At 33.7% G+C, this 18,052-nt stretch carries 12 protein-coding genes; 7 read left to right on the top strand and 5 right to left on the bottom strand.

Going from position 1 to position 18,052, the window contains the following annotated elements; translation table 11 throughout:
- Positions 1-71: 71 nt before the first annotated feature.
- The 3 genes from Q0828_RS16810 to Q0828_RS16800 all read right to left on the bottom strand — a co-directional run bounded on the left by Q0828_RS16810 (position 72) and on the right by Q0828_RS16800 (position 4,988).
- The gene (locus Q0828_RS16810) at positions 72-2,477 is read right to left on the bottom strand and encodes a 3-hydroxyacyl-CoA dehydrogenase/enoyl-CoA hydratase family protein (RefSeq protein ID WP_298423695.1); all 2,406 of its coding nucleotides are present in this window, start codon (positions 2,475-2,477) and stop codon (positions 72-74) included.
- Between the two features lie 67 nt (positions 2,478-2,544).
- Positions 2,545-3,012, bottom strand: a complete 468-nt coding sequence (locus Q0828_RS16805) for a MarR family transcriptional regulator (protein WP_298423692.1) — start codon at positions 3,010-3,012, stop codon at positions 2,545-2,547.
- A gap of 200 nt (positions 3,013-3,212) precedes the next feature.
- Positions 3,213-4,988: a long-chain fatty acid--CoA ligase gene (locus Q0828_RS16800; RefSeq protein WP_298423687.1), complete on the bottom strand. Its 1,776-nt coding sequence runs from the start codon at positions 4,986-4,988 to the stop codon at positions 3,213-3,215.
- A gap of 313 nt (positions 4,989-5,301) precedes the next feature.
- On the opposite strand from Q0828_RS16800, the gene Q0828_RS16795 reads away from it, so the two are divergent.
- The 5 genes from Q0828_RS16795 to Q0828_RS16775 all read left to right on the top strand — a co-directional run bounded on the left by Q0828_RS16795 (position 5,302) and on the right by Q0828_RS16775 (position 11,284).
- Positions 5,302-5,475: a DUF1843 domain-containing protein gene (locus tag Q0828_RS16795; protein ID WP_298423684.1), complete on the top strand. Its 174-nt coding sequence runs from the start codon at positions 5,302-5,304 to the stop codon at positions 5,473-5,475.
- Between the two features lie 72 nt (positions 5,476-5,547).
- Complete coding sequence (locus Q0828_RS16790) at positions 5,548-6,990, top strand: radical SAM protein (RefSeq protein WP_298423681.1); 1,443 nt, start codon at positions 5,548-5,550, stop codon at positions 6,988-6,990.
- 386 nt (positions 6,991-7,376) lie between these two features.
- On the top strand, positions 7,377-8,624 hold the full coding sequence (locus Q0828_RS16785) for an imelysin family protein (RefSeq protein ID WP_298423678.1): 1,248 nt from the start codon (positions 7,377-7,379) through the stop codon (positions 8,622-8,624).
- A 165-nt stretch (positions 8,625-8,789) separates the two neighbouring features.
- The gene (locus Q0828_RS16780) at positions 8,790-10,190 is read left to right on the top strand and encodes a di-heme oxidoredictase family protein (protein WP_298423675.1); all 1,401 of its coding nucleotides are present in this window, start codon (positions 8,790-8,792) and stop codon (positions 10,188-10,190) included.
- The gene (locus Q0828_RS16775) at positions 10,190-11,284 is read left to right on the top strand and encodes an imelysin family protein (protein ID WP_298423672.1); all 1,095 of its coding nucleotides are present in this window, start codon (positions 10,190-10,192) and stop codon (positions 11,282-11,284) included. Before Q0828_RS16780 ends, Q0828_RS16775 begins: the two co-directional genes overlap by 1 nt.
- Before the next feature lie 93 nt (positions 11,285-11,377).
- Here the strand turns inward: Q0828_RS16775 and purL are convergent, their stop codons facing one another.
- Together purL and Q0828_RS16765 are read right to left on the bottom strand one after the other, a co-directional pair.
- Positions 11,378-15,067, bottom strand: a complete 3,690-nt coding sequence (gene purL / locus Q0828_RS16770) for a phosphoribosylformylglycinamidine synthase (protein ID WP_298423670.1) — start codon at positions 15,065-15,067, stop codon at positions 11,378-11,380.
- A gap of 262 nt (positions 15,068-15,329) precedes the next feature.
- Positions 15,330-15,872, bottom strand: a complete 543-nt coding sequence (locus tag Q0828_RS16765) for a DUF4287 domain-containing protein (RefSeq protein ID WP_298423667.1) — start codon at positions 15,870-15,872, stop codon at positions 15,330-15,332.
- A 111-nt stretch (positions 15,873-15,983) separates the two neighbouring features.
- On the opposite strand from Q0828_RS16765, the gene Q0828_RS16760 reads away from it, so the two are divergent.
- Both Q0828_RS16760 and Q0828_RS16755 read left to right on the top strand, forming a co-directional pair.
- Entirely contained in the window at positions 15,984-17,087 is a 1,104-nt protein-coding gene (locus tag Q0828_RS16760; RefSeq protein ID WP_298423664.1) for a bestrophin family ion channel, read from the top strand.
- A 168-nt stretch (positions 17,088-17,255) separates the two neighbouring features.
- Complete coding sequence (locus Q0828_RS16755; protein ID WP_298423661.1) at positions 17,256-18,008, top strand: carbonic anhydrase; 753 nt, start codon at positions 17,256-17,258, stop codon at positions 18,006-18,008.
- The last annotated feature ends 44 nt before the right edge of the window (positions 18,009-18,052 follow it).

Below are 18,052 nucleotides of genomic sequence, written 5' to 3'. Positions count from 1 at the left end.
TTTTTGAATTTTGAATTCTGAATGTTAAATTTTAAATCAATTTATAATTCAACATTTAAAATTTAACATTATTAATTACGTAATGGTTTCCCAGTCTTCAACATATGCTGAATACGCTCTAAGGTTTTACGTTCTGTACATAAGCTTAAGAACGCTTCACGCTCTAGGTCTAATAAGTAATCTTCACTTACGAGTGTTGGTTCAGATAAATCACCACCAGCCATTACGTAAGCAAGTTTGTTGGCAATTTTATGATCGTGTTCACTGATGTAGTTACTTGCTTCCATAGCGTCCGTTCCTACTAAGAACATACCTAATGCTTGTTTTCCAAGAACTTTTACATCTTTTCTTCGAACTGGTTGTGTGTATCCAGATTCTGCCATCAATTTAGCGTGTGCTTTTGCTGTTGCGATTTGACGATCTTTGTTGACAACAACTATATCTTTTCCTTTTTGTAAGATTCCCATATCAAAAGCTTCATAAGCAGACGTTGCTACTTTCGCCATTCCGATAGTAAGGAAGTTTTCTTGTAATACGTTTAGTTCGATATCTCCTTTCTTGAAAGTATCAGCAGCACGTAATGCCATTTCCTTAGAACCTCCACCGCCAGGAATTACTCCAACGCCAAATTCAACTAAACCAATGTACGTTTCTGCAGCAGCGACAACTTTATCAGCATGCATAGAAAGCTCGCATCCACCACCAAGTGTCATTCCGTGAGGCGCAACAACTACAGGAATAGAAGAGTAACGTGCGCGCATCATTGTGTTTTGGAACATTTTGATTGCCATGTTCAATTCGTCATATTCTTGCTCAACAGCCATCATGAAAATCATTCCAATATTAGCTCCAACAGAGAAGTTTGCTGCTTGATTTCCAATTACTAAACCTTGAAAGTCTTTTTCAGCTAAATCAATTGCTTTATTGATTCCTTGTAAAACACCACCACCAATCGTATTCATTTTTGATTGGAATTCTAAGTTGATGATTCCATCACCTAAGTCTTCAATAACTGCTTCACTGTTTTTCCAAACTTCATTCGATTTACGAATATTATCTAGAATAATGAATGCATCTTGCCCAGGTTTTTTAGTTTGCGCTTTCGCTGGAATGTCATAATAATAGGTTGCTCCATCTTTTACTGTGTAGAATTTCGTTTCTCCAGCAGCAATCATTTCAGTTACCCAAGCAGCAGGTGCTAAACCTTCTGCTTTCATTAATTCAACTCCTTTTTCAATACCAACAGCATCCCAAATTTCGAAAGGACCATTTTCCCATCCAAAACCAGCTTTCATTGCATCATCAATTCGGTATAATTCATCAGAGATTTCAGGAATTCTGTTTTGAACGTACGCAAACATAGCTGCGAAGTTTTTACGGTAGAATTCGCCCGCTTTATCTTTTCCACCAACTAATACTTTGAAACGATCAATTGGTTTGTCAATAGTTTTTGTTAATTCGAGCGTCGCAAACTTGGCTCTTTTTTTTGAACGATATTCTAACGTATCTAAGTCTAAAGAAAGGATTTCTTTTTTTCCTTCTGCATTTACTGTTTTCTTATAGAAACCTTGTTTTGTTTTGCTACCTAACCATTTGTTTTCCATCATTTTTTCGATGAAATCTGGTAGTTTAAACAAGTCGTGAGCTTCGTCGTCTGGACAGTTTTTGTAGATTCCGTTCGCTACGTGTACCAACGTATCTAATCCGACAACATCAACCGTTCTGAAGGTAGCAGATTTTGGACGACCGATTACTGGACCAGTTAATTTATCAACTTCTTCAATAGTTAATCCAAGTTCTTTTACTTGGTGGAACAGACTTTGAATTCCGAAGATTCCAATTCTATTTCCGATAAATGCAGGTGTATCTTTTGCTAATACAGATGTTTTTCCAAGGAACTTTTCTCCATACATCATTAAGAAGTCTGTTACTTCTTGCTTACAATCTGGTCCTGGAACAACTTCAAATAGTCGTAAATATCTTGGAGGATTGAAGAAGTGCGTTACTGCGAAGTGTTTTTGGAAATCTTCGCTACGACCTTCGTTCATAAATTGAATAGGAATACCAGAAGTGTTCGATGTGATTAGTGTTCCTGGTTTTCTGTGTTTTTCAATTTGTTCAAATACTTTTTGTTTGATGTCTAATCGTTCAACAACAACCTCAATAATCCAATCGACATCTTTAATTTTATGGATATCATCTTCTAAGTTTCCTGTAGAAATTCTGTTTGCGAATTTCTGAGAATATATAGGAGATGGTTTTGACTTAAGTGACGCTTTTAGATTATCATTTACCAATCTGTTACGTACAACTTTATCTTCACGTGTCAAGCCTTTTGCTTGTTCTTTTTCGTTAAGTTCAAAAGGTACTATATCTAATAGTAATACCTCGACTCCGATATTTGCAAAATGACAGGCAATTCCAGAACCCATTATCCCAGAACCGATTACTGCTATTTTGTTAATTGGTCGCTTCATCTTTTTTTCAATTTTTAATGTGTTAATCAAAATGTACTCTTAAGTAGATTTCAAGTATGTTTTTTGGTTATTTATTAGTTTCTATGCTAACTTCCATTTCGGAATTATAGATTTTTTTATTGCTAATTAATTCCAGAATAACTTCTGAAACTTCATAGAAATTTTTTAGTTTTTCTTCAGTTATATTAGCTCTAATGGCGTCATTAAAGCGTAATACGGTAGTTTTAGAAACATCTCGCATTTCTTTTCCGAATTCTGTTAAACAGATTAATACGCTACGTCCATCTTTAGGATTCTTTTTTCTGTAGATGAGCCCTTTTTCTTCCATACCTTTTAAAGTACGTGATAGGCTAGTAGCTTCCATTCCCATTTTTGGGCCTAGTGCTGTGGATGGTGTTCCTTCTTCTTGATCAATACTTAGTAATGTAAAACCAGTGGCCATGGTACTACCATATTTTCCTGCCTCCTCATTATACATTTTAGAGATGGCTTGCCAAGTGGCTCTCATTACATGATCTATTGTTTTTTCTTTCATTATAGTTGTTTGTGCTTCAAATATATGAAAAAAATACTATGCATGCATAGTAAAATGGAAAATAATTTTATGAATTTGCTAAAATATTAGCAAGATGAATAGGAGTATTGTAGAAAAATGGCTCTTTATAGAAGGTTTTATATTTTTCTGATGTAGAAATATACAAAAAAAACCGCTCAAAAAATTGAGCGGTTTTAATTTTATGCACGATCGTAGATACGTTCGCAACAATCTTTATAAAGTTCTTTGATGACTTTTCGTTTCATTTTCATGGTAGGCGTTAATTCGCCACCATCAATAGACCACACTTTTGGAATAAGTTCAAAACGTTTGATTTGTTCCCACTTACCAAAATTACTATTGGCTTCATCAACTTCTTTTTGAATACGGGTAATAATTTCTTCAGAAGCACAGATTTCTTTTTCTGTTTTTCCAATATTTTTCCCTTTCTTTTCTATCCAATCTTTAATGAATTCAAAATTTGGTTGAATTAATGCAGCTGGCATTTTTTCACCTTCTCCAATTACCATAATTTGCTCAATAAAGCGTGATTGCTTGAATCTGTTTTCTAATAATGCAGGAATTACATATTTTCCACCAGATGTTTTGAACATGTCTTTTTTACGGTCTGTAATTTTTAAGAAACCTTCATTACAAACTTCTCCAATATCTCCTGTATGGAAATACCCATTAGACATTACGCTTGCTGTTTTTTCAGGATCTTTATAATAACCTTGCATTACGTTTGGTCCTTTTACAAGAATTTCTCCGTCTTCAGCAATTTTTACTTCTACATTATCTATGACACGCCCTACAGTTCCAATTCTGAAACCTCCATTTCGTTGATCGTTTACAGATACTACAGGCGATGTTTCTGTCAATCCATATCCTTCCATTATAGGAATTCCTGCTGCGGCAAATACACGTGTTAAACGTGCTTGTAATGGCGCACTACCAGAAACCATTAATTCTAAGTTACCACCTAAACCTTCTTGCCATTTGCTAAAGATAAGTTTACGTGCAATTTTTAATTGGAATTCATACCACCAACCATTTTGTCCGTATGGTTCGTATTTTAATCCAAGCTCAATCGCCCAGAAGAATAATTTCTTTTTAATACCTGTTAAGTCAGCTCCTTTTGCATATATTTTGTCATACACTTTTTCATACAAACGCGGAACAGCTGTCATGACATGTGGTTTGACTTCTTTTAAGTTATCACTAATTTTTTCAATTGATTCAGCAAACACAATTTCAATTCCACAATATTGGTATAGATATAAAATCATACGTTCAAATACGTGACATACAGGTAAGAAGCTCAATGCTTTTGCTTGTCCATTGTGTAACGGAACTCTTTTTTCACTATCTAAAACGTTTGAAACTAAGTTGTTGTGAGATAACATTACACCTTTTGGTTTTCCTGTAGTTCCAGATGTATATATTAAGGTTGCTAAATTTTCAGGAGTAACAGCATCTTTTCGTGCTTGTAATTCATCATCATTGCTTGTGTCTTCTCCTAGTTTTAAAACTTCTGACCAATTTGTTTCACCAGTAATTTGATCAAAAGTATATATACCTTTTAGTTTGGTATTCCCTTTGATGGCATTGAGTTTTTCAATGATTTCACTATCAGAAACAAAACAATAAGTAGATTCTGAGTGATTTAAAATATATTCGTAATCTTCTTTTGCAATTGTTGGATAAATTGGGACATTTTGTGCACCAGTTTGTAAAATACCGATGTCCATAATGTTCCATTCCGTTCTATTTGTTGTAGATATTACTGCAATTTTATCATTTGGTTGTATGCCTAAACGTAATAAACCTCTACTGATGGCATTTGCTTTATCTATATATTCTTGTGTTGAAGTTGAAATCCATTGCCCTTCACTAAAAGAAGTTAAGGATTTCGCTAAGGGATAGTTTGCTAATTGGTAGTAAGGAAAATCAAATAGTCGCGTTACATTAGTCATTCTCGTGATTTGGTTTTGTATGAAATTGCAAATTATGAAATTTGTCAACCATTTTCAAAAGTAATGTTAAAAAAGCATGGGATTTTATGATAATTATATAATTACAATAACAATATACTTGTGGATTTGTTAAATTTTTGTACGGTATCATTTTTTAGTTAATAGATTCAAGTACAAATACTTGTTTCTAAAATCGGCGTATTTCACGTAGAAAAATACTATTTCTTTTTGTGTTATTTGATTGTAGGTGTTTATGGTATTTTTATTCATACACATCTAAAAAATAATATTAACCTTTTTAAACTTTTACATTATGGGAATACAAATGCTTTACGGAGTAGGTATTAGAGAAGCCATTGCCTCTAACAGCTTAGAGAAAATGAAAGCTGTAGCTGCACAAGCAGAAGTGACATTGAAAGCACAAGGAGATATAGGCGCAGCTTATGTTGAATTGAGAAATGCTATTGATGCACTTGAAGGCAAGTAGAAAAACAAGTTTTTGAAAGTTTGAGAAGAATTTTCCTTCTCAAACTTTTTTTAATCCCAAAAAAAGAAAATTATGGAAGCATTAAGCTCAAAAAGATATCGTGTTCGTGATGATTTTAAAACGGCACGTCCTGTATATGTAGTTTGGGAAATTACATTAGCCTGTAATTTAAAATGTACGCATTGTGGATCAAGAGCTGGGAAAGTTCGCCCTGGTGAATTGACAACAGACCAGTGTTTTGAAGTAGTTGATAGTTTAAAGAAACTTGGAACTCGAGAAATTTCTATTATTGGTGGCGAAGCATTTTTACGAAAAGATTGGTTAGATATTATTAGAAGAATCGACAATCAAGGGATGGAATGCTCTATGCAAACTGGCGCGTACAATCTTACCGAAAAACGAATTACTGATGCCAAAGAAGCAGGAATTAAAAATATAGGTGTTTCTATAGACGGTCTGCCCGATGTACATAATGAAATTCGTGGACGAAAAGATTCTTTTGAACAAGCAATTAGATGTTTAGGGTTGTTAAAGAAGCATGATATAGTTTCTAGTGTAAATACAACGATTACAAAGAAAAATAAAGATCAACTCAATGAATTGTTAGATATTTTAATTGAAAATGGTGTCAAAAATTGGCAAGTTCAGTTGGTAGTAGCTATGGGAAATGCGGTTGATCATTCTGATGAATTGATTATTCAACCTTATGAATTGATTGAATTTTATGATAATTTAATTCAAATTTATAGAAAGGCCTTAGCAAATAATGTTTTAGTACAAGCTGGAAATAATATTGGATATTTTGGTCCGTATGAGCATATTTGGAGACAAGGAACAGTTGGTTATTACTCAGGTTGCGGTGCAGGACATACCGCTTTAGGTATTGAAGCCGATGGCGTTGTAAAAGGTTGTCCTTCCTTACCAACAACAGACTATACAGGTGGAAATATTAAAAATATGAGTATTGAAGATATCTGGAACTACAGTGAAGAAATGTTCTTTTCTAGGTATCGAAATAAAAACGAAATGTGGGGCGGATGCAAAGGTTGTTACTACGAAACTTCTTGTTTAGCTGGTTGCAGTTGGACGAGTCATGTACTGTTTGGAAAACGTGGAAACAATCCGTTTTGTCATCACAGAGCATTAGAATTACACAAAAAAGGACAAAAAGAGCGTATCCGTAAAATAAAAGATGCCGAAGGAACTTCGTTTGATTATGGTTTGTATGAAGTTGTTGTGGAAGATTTTAATGGAAATATCATTGAAGTGCAAACGCCAACATCAACACCAACTATTGTAAATGACTATACAACCAGAATTCCAAGAGATCCAGAACCGTTGAAGTTATGTCAGTCGTGTAAAAATCATATATATGAATCTTCAGATGATTGTGATTTTTGCGGTGAAAATTTTGAAGTATCTACCGCTAGGTATGAAAAAAAATTGGCTGAAGCTAAAAATGTGCTAGAACGACTAGAAAGTTTAATTAGTGCACAAGAAATGATTGATAAATAATATAAAAATCATGCAATAGACATTTTCTAATAAAGAGAATTATGTTTTCTATAACTTCCCAATGAATACTAATTTATTGCTATACAAAAACCTGTTTTATGGCAGGTTTTTTTTATATATAAACATTTCAAATAGAATTACTTATTCTTTACTTCAATTCGCAATTAAGTATCTGCAAATCCTTCAAGCAATGGAGAGATTTTACTTTTCCTTTATGCTGTGTAATTTGCTTAATACGAATTAAATAATAGAAAGGGATAAGCTAAATTTTTGTTTTTCAGTTGTTTATAAAGTTTATTTAAATTTAATCTAAATAAACTTTGATATTAAGATCTAGTCAAATACATTTGTGCTTTAATTAAGATTAAATCTAAATAAGAATAATAATGAGAAAACTAGGCAAACTAACCTTGCTATTAACGTTGGCTTTTACATTGTTTAACTGTTCAAGCGATGATAATACAATTACAACCTCAACAACTGCAATTACCAAAAGACAAGTAATTGATGTATATGCTAATATTGTATATGAAAATTATGCAAAAGCGTTGACAGACGCACAAACATTCCAAACAGCAGTAACTACTTTCACAACAACACCAAACGAAGCAAACTTTACAGCTACTAAAAATGCATGGCTTTCTGCAAGAGAATCGTATGGAACTACAGAAGCTTTTAGAGAGTGTAATGGACCTGTTGATACAGATCAAAGCGCTTCAACTCCTTGGGGAATTGGAAATGAAGGACAAATGAACGCATGGCCAATTGACGAAAGTTATATTGATTATGTTGCTGCAGGAACTGAACCATACGCAGGAACTTACGGAGCAGGAAGTATTATAAATGATACAAGTATTACAATTGATGTTGCAACTTTGACTGATCCAAATACTTTTGGAGGAAACGAATCTCAAAATGATAAATCAATCAGTACAGGCTGGCATGCTATTGAGTTCTTATTATGGGGACAAGATAATTCTGCGCCAGCAGATGATATGACAGGACAACGTCTATTTACAGATTATACAACTGCTACAAATGCAGATAGAAGAAGACAATATTTAAATGTTGCAACACAATTACTAATAAATGATTTACAAGCATTAGTAAATACATGGAATACTGGCGGAACATATGCTAGCGTTTTTGCAAATTTAGATGAAGATGTTGCTTTGCGTCAATTAATAAATGGTGCATTTTTTATTGCTGGAGATGAATTAAGTTCTGAGCGTATTATAGCGCCTGTTGATTCAACAGATGGTGTTGATGGTTCTGGACAAGAAGATGAGCATTCTTGTTTTTCGGATAATACACACAGAGATATTTTTGCAAATGCAAAAGGAGTTTACAATGTTGTTTTTGGAGAATACGGATCAATTTCGGGAGCTTCTTTTTATGATTTAGTAAAGCAAGTTGATGAAACACAAGCGCAAAAATTGAAAGATGCAGCCGATGAAGCTATGTTAAAAGTAAATGCAGTAGCAAACAATGCACAGCCTTTTGATTATTTGATAACACAAGAAAGTTCAACAGATGCAACATTAGGAGTTGTGATGCAAAGTGTAAAAGCATTACAAGATTGGGCTGATGAAATTAGCGCATCTGCAACTGTAATAGGAATCAATTTACAATAAAAACTATTTCTAAACGCACTTCTGCAAGGTCTTTGTGAAGGTTTAGCATGTGATTTATAGAGAAAGATAAGTGCATTTTTAATCTCGATTATCGAGTGAAATAGTAAATAACAAAACTTCAAATCTTGGATATTTTATATTCAAGATTTGTTGTTGTTTATAGATATGAGACAAAAAATAATATTATTTTCATTAGGGACATTCTTATTTTTCAGCAGTTGTTCCAAAGACGATGAAGTATACGTAGACATTCCGACCTATGAAGTAGGGGAAGAGTTTTTAACTGGAAATTTAGGTGTGTTTTCTACAAGTGGAAATGCTTTTGGTTTTGAAATTCCAAATTTATCATTTCAAGAACAAGCCAAATTTGCTTCAGGAAACTCCTTATTTAATCAATCTTGGGTTTCTGCTCCAGCCTCTACAACTGCCAGAGATGGATTAGGTCCAACCTTTAATGCAAGAGCTTGTGCTAATTGTCATTTTAAAGATGGTAGAGGTCGTCCATTAGTTACAGGTGAAAATTCAGGTGGATTTTTAATGCGTGTTAGTTTACCAACAACATCAACTACAGAAGCTCCAATTGCAGTACCAGGTTATGGAACGCAAATTCAAGACAGAAGTAATCCTACAATTCCTTTTGAAGCCAAAGTAGAAGTGACATATCAAACAATTACTGGAGCTTATGCAGATGGAACTTCCTATGAGTTACAAAAACCTATTTATACTATTACAAATGAACAATTCGGTTCGCTAGCCAATGTGCAAACTTCACCAAGAGTTGGACAGCAAACCATAGGTTTAGGGTTTGTTAGTGCATTGCCAACTAGTGAAATTTTACAGTTTGAAGATGAATTTGATATGGATAGTGATGGCATTTCTGGAAGAGCTAATTATGTATTTAATGAAGAAACACAACAGTTAGAAGTTGGAAGATATGGTTGGAAAGCAAATACACCAACATTGAAACAGCAAATTGCAGGCGCATTTCATGGCGATATGGGATTGACTACTTCTATGTTTTCAGAAAACGATTGTCCGTTACCACAATTAGATTGTCAAAATGCTCCAAATGGAGGTGATCCAGAAGTGACCGATGTTCAATTGGATAGAGTATTGTTTTATCAAACAACATTGTCTGTTCCTAATAGAAGAAATGTACAAGAAGAATCTGTATTACGAGGAAAAGAATTATTCAATACAATGAACTGTATCGGCTGCCATCAAATTAATCAAACTACAGGGAGTTTTTCATATTTACCAGCTTTAGAAAACATTACCATCAAACCCTATTCAGATTTTTTATTACATGATATGGGAGATGATTTAGCAGATAATCGATCTGATTTTAAGGCCAATGGAAATGAATGGCGAACACAACCTTTATGGGGATTGGGATTGATCTCTACCGTAAATAATCATACATTTTTATTACATGACGGAAGAGCTAGAAATATTGAAGAAGCAATTTTATGGCATGGAGGAGAGGCAGCAAACAGTAAAGATCAATTTATAAACCTTTCCGCAGCAGCGAGACAACAAGTACTAGACTTTTTAAATTCATTATAATGAAAAACATATACAAAATTGGAACTGTATTTATTGTCTTGATGATTTGGGCATGTGCAAGTGATGATAATTCAGCAACAACTGAAATGCTTGATTTTCAAGTAGAAACTTTATTGAGAGATGTGACGAATAATCATATCATAACAAATGTTGCTAGATTCTCAAATCAAGTAAATATTTTAGAGTTGGAAATTAACAATTATGTTGCAAACCCTACAGAAAGTCAATTAACAGCTGTTAGAAATCAATGGAAATTAGCAGCACAAGCGTATGGAAAAATATATGCTTTTAATATAGGACAAGTACGCGATCAGTTTATGCATCAAGCTTTATACAATTGGCCAATTACAACAACGGCTGTAGAAAATTTTATTTCTGATCCAGTTGAAATTACGGAAGCGTATGTGGAAAATTTGAGTCCGCAAGCAAAAACGTTGTCTGCGTTAGAATATTTACTTTTCAAAACAACAGATGTAGCAACTACTAATATTGAATATATAAATTCTGAAAATAGAAGAAAATATTTAGAATTTACAAGCAAAGAACTCAAAACGCAAGCAACACGTTTAGTTAATATTTGGAGTGTATCGGGTGATAATTATAGTACTACTTTTATAAATAATACCAATACAGGAATTCAAGGTTCGTTCAATTTATTATACAATGGTTTGTATAACTTAATTGATACAGGAAAAGTGACCAAAATTGGAAAGCCTGCTGGTTTGGAAAATTCTCAAAATACAAATCCTGAACTCACACAAGCATATTTTAGTAATACTTCACTAGCTATTTTAATGAAAAACATTGAAAGTGTAGAAGAAGTATATTTTAATACACAAGGATTGAGTATTGCTAATTATGTATCGCATGTAGCTGATAATGAAATTTTAAATACAGCTGTTCAAACCAAAATTAATGAAGTTAAAACAGCAATTAACACGATTCAAATTCCGTTGTTTGATGCTATAACCTCAAATCATGATCAAGTAACAACGTTGTATGAAAAATTAAATGAATTAGGAATATTGTTTAGTGTAGATGTGCGTAGTGTATTATCAATTACGATTACGTCTACCGATAATGATGGTGATTAACTGGAAGTTAGTTAGTTTCAGTTGTTTTAATGGTCAATCGAAAAAGACCTGCTTTTCGGCAGGTCTTTTTTATATAATTATTTTTATTAGAAACTACTTATTCTTTGCTTCAATCCACAATCTAGCATTCACAAATGCTTCTAGCCAAGGCGAAACTTCATCTTTTCTTCCTGTTGGATAGTTTGCCCAATTCCATTGGAATGTAGAACGTTCAATATGTGGCATTGTTACCAAATGTCTTCCTGTTGCATCACATAACATGGCAGTATTAAAATCGGAACCATTTGGGTTTGAAGGATAACCTTCATAACCGTATTTGGCAACAATATCATATTTACTCTCTTCATACGGAAGCTTAAATTTTCCTTCTCCATGCGAAATCCAAACACCTAAAGTTGTTCCTGCCAAGGTTGATAACATTACTGAATTATTCTCTTCAATTTTTACAGAAGTAAATGCACTTTCGTGTTTTTGAGAATCGTTATACGTCATTTTTCCATGTTCGTCATGATCAGGATTAATCACTTCTAATTCCATAAATAATTGACAACCATTACAGATTCCAATGGATAAAGTATCTTCTCGTTTAAAGAAATTTTTCAATGCTGTGTTAGCTTTTTCATTGTATAAAAATGCACCAGCCCAACCTTTTGCCGAACCTAATACATCTGAGTTTGAAAATCCTCCAACAGCTCCAATAAATTGAATGTCTTCTAATGTTTCACGACCAGAAATTAAATCGGTCATATGCACATCTTTTACATCAAAACCAGCTAAGTACATTGCGTTAGCCATTTCACGTTCACTGTTACTTCCTTTTTCTCGGATAATAGCGGCTTTTGGCTTCTCGACTGCGCTCGAAGTGAAATCTTTTAATTTGCCAGTAAAGTGACTTGGGAATGTATATTGTAAAGGTTGAACTGCATAATTATCATAACGATCTTGTGCTAATCCATTTGCCGTTTGCTTTTGATCGAGTAGGAAAGAGGTTTTATACCAAGTATCTCTTTTTTGAGCAACATCAAAAGTAAAGTTATCTTCATGATTTTTGATAGTTACCGTTGCCGTATTCGTTACATTTCCAATATTGAAAAACTCGATATTATTCGCGCCAAGCGTATCTTCAATGCTAGCGTCTGCTTGGAAAACAATTCCTGCATTTTCTGCAAATAATACTTTTAATGAATCTTCTTCTCCTAAATTTGAAATGTTTAGGTCTGCGCCTAAATTAACATCAGCAAAACACATTTCAAGCAACGTTGTAATCAATCCGCCTGAAGCGACGTCATGACCCGCTACAATTTTATCTTCTTTAATTAAATTTTGAATCGTATTGAAAACAGTTTTTACATAGACTGCATCTGTAACGTTTGGTGCTTCATTCCCTATTGTATTTAATGTTTGGTTGAATGAACTTCCTCCTAATTTGAAATCATCTTGAGAAATATTAATATAATAAATATTTCCACCATTTTGCTGTAAAACTGGTTCTACAACTTTACTAATTGCATTGCAATTTGCTGCTGCAGAAATGACAACAGTTCCTGGAGAAATTACTTCATCATCAGCATATTTCTGTTTCATTGATAACGAGTCTTTACCAGTAGGAACATTAATTCCTAAATCAATAGAAAACTCAGAAATTGCTTTTACGGCTTCATACAAACGTGCATCTTCACCTTCATTTTTACAAGGCCACATCCAGTTAGCAGATAAAGAAATACTTTGTAAATTATCTTTTAATGGCGCCCAAATTATATTAGTTAACGCTTCTGTAATGGAATTACGACTTCCAGCTACTGGGTTTATCAAACCAGAAATAGGCGAATGTCCAATAGACGTAGCAATTCCTTCTTTTCCTTTGTAATCCAGCGCCATCACGCCAACGTTGTTTAATGGAATTTGTAACGGACCAACACATTGTTGTTTGGCAACTTTTCCACCAACACAACGGTCTACTTTATTTGTTAGCCAGTCTTTACAAGCAACCGCTTCTAATTGCAATACTTGATCAAAATAGATTTGTATATTTTTAGTCTTATATCTTGGGTTCTTATATTTTCTTTCAATAGTAGCATCGGTCATGATGGTTTTTGGAGAACTTCCAAACATATCACTTAATGCCAAATCCATTGGTTTGTCACCTTTTGTTGCTGATTCAAATGTAAAACGGTCGTCGCCAGTTACATTTCCAACAGTATACATTGGAGAGCGTTCACGTTCTGCAATTTTATTCAAGGTTTCAATATGTTCATCGGCAATAACAAGTCCCATACGTTCTTGCGATTCGTTTCCGATGATTTCTTTAGCAGAAAGTGTAGGATCGCCCACAGGCAATTTATCCAAATCAATTTTCCCACCAGTTTCTTCTACCAATTCAGATAAACAATTTAAATGTCCACCAGCTCCATGATCGTGAATAGAAACGATGTAGTTTTCATCACTTTCTACCATTCCACGGATGGCATTTGCTGCACGTTTTTGCATTTCAGGATTTGAACGTTGTACTGCATTTAATTCAATTCCTGTAGAGAAAGCACCAGTATCTGCAGACGAAACTGCCGCCCCGCCCATTCCGATTCTATAATTTTCTCCTCCAAGAATTACAACTTTATCTCCAGTTTTTGGAGTATCTTTTATAGCTTGAGAAGCTTTTCCATAGCCAATTCCACCAGCTTGCATGATTACTTTGTCATACCCAAGTTTTCTTGCTTTCGCAGTACTTGATGATGAATTTTCTTCGTGTTCAAATGTTAAGACAGAACCACAAATTAACGGTTGTCCAAATTTGTTTCCAAAGTCAGAAGCTCCATTAGAAGCTTTGATCAAGATATCCATTGGTGTTTGATATAACCATTTTCTGGCATCGAATTTTTCTTCCCAATATCTACCTTTTTCTAAACGTGAATATGAAGTCATATACACAGCAGTTCCTGCTAGTGGTAATGAACCTTGTCCACCAGCCAATCGGTCTCTAATTTCTCCTCCCGAACCAGTTGCAGCTCCATTAAAAGGTTCTACTGTTGTAGGGAAGTTATGTGTTTCCGCCTTTAGCGAGATTACAGATTCAAATTCTTGCGTTTCGTAAAAGTCTGGCTTATCTGCTGTTTTTGGAGCAAATTGTTCCACTTTTGGGCCTTTTATAAAAGCAACATTATCTTTATATGCTGAGACAATATCGTTCGGATTTTGTTTTGAAGTTTCTTTGATCAGTTTGAAAAGTGACGTAGGTTTTTCTTCACCATCAATTACAAATGTGCCATTGAATATTTTATGTCTACAGTGTTCTGAATTTACTTGTGAGAATCCGAAAACTTCTGAATCTGTTAGCTTTCTTCCTAATTTTTTAGCAAGTTCTTCTAAGTATTCAATTTCTTCTGCACTCAGTGCTAAACCTTCTTGTTCATTGTATGCAGCAATATCATCAATATCTAAAATTGCTTCAGGCTCAATGTCAATGGTAAATGTATCTTGGTGTAAACCACTAAACTTTTGAGAAATCATCGGATCAAACTTTGAGAAATCTTCAGCGACAGCTTTAAATTCTTCAATTCTGATAATCCCTTCAATGCCCATATTTTGGGTAATTTCTACGGCATTTGTACTCCAAGGTGTAATCATTGCGGCTCTAGGACCAACAAAAAAAGCATCCAATGATGCTTGTTCTATTTTAGACGTGTTGCCAAAAAGCCAGTTTAGTTTTGCAACGTTTTCTGTTGATAATTCTTTTACTGTTTGTACAGCAAATACTTTGCTGTGTGCGTTTCCAAAGAAATGAATCATTATGTAGTTTTTGTGTGTTGTTGTTTTAAAAATGCAAATTTAATGTATTTGCTGGTAATTTAACTCAAATTTTACACTATAATTTTGGAGTTATTCACTAGGTTTTGAACAGAGAAGAATGTGAAGCGTTTTGTATCGTTTTGCTCTTAGTTTGTTGTTTTTTTGTTAATTCGTCTATTTTCAGAATTATTCATATCCAAGACCTAAAACCAAAACCGAATAACAGTTTTGAATCTTCAATTTTTCAATTGAGTGAAGCAATTTATCCAGCTGCTTCATAGGCTTCTTTGAGCCAAGATTTTACATTTTCAGAAATCTCTTCAATATTCGTTAAACGAATTCTGTGTGAACACATCGCATTAAAGCTTCCTGAGTTTTCTAAAATATCTTCAGCTTCTTTCCCTTTTAAATTTAGCCCTAAATCTAAACGTGTTTTAGTTGATGGTTGAATGATGGCAAATTGTTTTTTTCTACGAACACTTACATACGCTTTCTTAGGTGCAAATTCAACATCACTACCAAATGTTTTTATGTAGGATGTAAGTATATCGTAAATAGGTTTTAAGTCTTGCTTTTTTTCATATTGAATAGCAATTAAGTCTACTGTTTTTGTTTTGTCTTCTTTTGATAAATGCACAATTGTATTTGCAAAACCATGTGTTACATCATATTCTTTTTTTAGAAAATTTACCGCTTCAGAATGTTTTGTAAATGTTTCTTTTTTCAGAATGATAAGCCATTCTTCAAGAGATTTTCCTGTCTTTTCAGGCATATTACCAATCATTGTTTCTAAAGCTTTGTCCATGATGAGAAGTTTTTCATAATTAAACAAGAAAGATATTAATTCTTATCAAAATTAGAAAACAATAGTTTGAATGCTTTTTGTATCTTTCTAACATAACTTTCAAATCAACTTATGTATACAAGACGAATATTTCCCATTGCGGGCGTTTTAAAATGGACGCGTCGTCATATTTTATTTTTCTTAATTCTTGCTACAATTCCAGTAATTTTATTTGATGTTTTAGGCATGAAATGGTTTCGAGTACCTTGGTTGCCACTAGGAGTATTAGGTACAGCCGTTGCTTTTATTGTTAGTTTTAAGAATAACGCTTCCTATGATCGCTTATGGGAAGCTCGAAAAATTTGGGGAGGTATTGTAAATTCATCGCGTTCATGGACAATAATGGTGAAAGATTATATTACAAATGATTTTGCTTCTAATAAATTAGTCGAAAATGAATTACATACTATTAAGCGCGAATTGGTGCATAGACATGTAGCTTGGTTGACAGCGTTGCGTTATCAGTTACGAAAAGATAAACCTTGGGAAATGCACTTAAAAAAGAAACGATCTAATAAAGAGTTTCGTTCCAAACAATACAGAGTTTGTGAGGATGTAGAAGCAATTTCAGATGTCATCAAACCTTATATTTCGCAAGAGGAATACGATGAAATATTTGCAAAAGGAAATCAGGCTTCTCAGTTAATTGGAATTCAATCTAAACGATTAAAAGAGCTGAAAACAAAAGGGTTGATTGATGATTTTCGTCATATGGAAATGACCAATATGTTGGTAGAGTTTTATACACTACAAGGAAAAAGCGAACGTATCAAGAACTTTCCATATCCACGTCAGTTTGCAACATTGAATTATATTTTCGTGTGGATTTTTATCATCCTATTACCATTTGGAATAATGGATGGTTTTGAAAGTATTGGCGATCATATACTAACAGACTTAGCTTCGCATACTTCAAGTTCGTCCACAATTCATCAAATTCAAGAATTTATAGCGAGTCATTTTGAATGGTTTTCCATACCATTTAGTACCTTGTTAGCTTGGGTTTTTCATACAATGGAAGCTATTGGAGAAAATACTGAAAACCCTTTTGAAGGTGGTCCAAATGATGTGCCAATTACCGACATGAGTCGTGGAATAGAAATTGACATCAGACAATTAATTGACGATACTGATATTCCTGCTCCATACGAGTGGAAAAATGATATTGTGATGTAGGTTATGCTTTGTGGATTTGTTTTTAACCCCAAAATCCTATTTACTTCCACTCCGTGTTTTCCTTCATTTATACCGTAAAAATACGTGTTTATGTCACATTTTTCTTTTAGGGATGTTTTTTTTAACTACATTGATTTAGAATAAAAAACTACCTAAAACAAATATATTATGTCTAGCAAGAAAGAAAGTGAAAAAAAGAAATGTTGGGGAGATTCGAGTTTCCATGATGATCCAAAAATGATTTTGAAGCGTTTAAAAGACGGAAATAAACGGTTTGTTACAAATAATCTAGAACGTCCAAACCAATCAACGCAACGTAGAGCATGTACTGCAAATAATGGACAACGCCCCTATGTTATTGTATTGAGTTGTGCTGATAGTAGAGTGCCGCCAGAATTAATTTTTGACACAGGAATTGCTGATATATTTGTAGTGCGTGTGGCTGGAAATATAGCAAATACTTCTTCTATAGCAAGTATTGAATTTGCAGTAGCTGTTTTAGGATGTCAGTTTATTCTAGTTTTAGGACATGAAGGTTGTGGTGCGGTTGCTACTGCTATAAAAGGAGGAGAAGCGCCTAGTGAAAGTTTAAGACATTTACTTGAAGAAATAAAACCAGCAGTAAAGAAGTGTAAATGTGGCAATGGAATTGATGAGAAAAAAAAGAAAAAGAAATGGAAAACACTAAAAGATGAATGTAAAAATGAAGCTTTGTCAGCAGAAGATACGAATGCTGGTTGTTTGACAAAAGTAACTATTGAAAACGCGCATCATGCAGCAAAACAGCTTGTTAAGAAATCAAATATTTTAAAAGAAGCAGCGGCGTCTACCGATATTGCAAAGAAGCTTACAATTCACACAGGATTTTATCATTTAGCAAGCGGAAAAGTAGATTTTGATATAAAATCTGGTTGTAACTAATTTTTATAACATATTAAAAATAAAAAAACCGTACTAAAATTCTT

Origin of the sequence: uncultured Kordia sp., assembly GCF_947496985.1 — a bacterium.
In the GTDB taxonomy this organism is placed as follows: domain Bacteria; phylum Bacteroidota; class Bacteroidia; order Flavobacteriales; family Flavobacteriaceae; genus Kordia.
The sequence above is the reverse complement of the archived record's forward strand: the minus strand, read 5'-3'. Positions and strand labels throughout refer to the sequence as shown.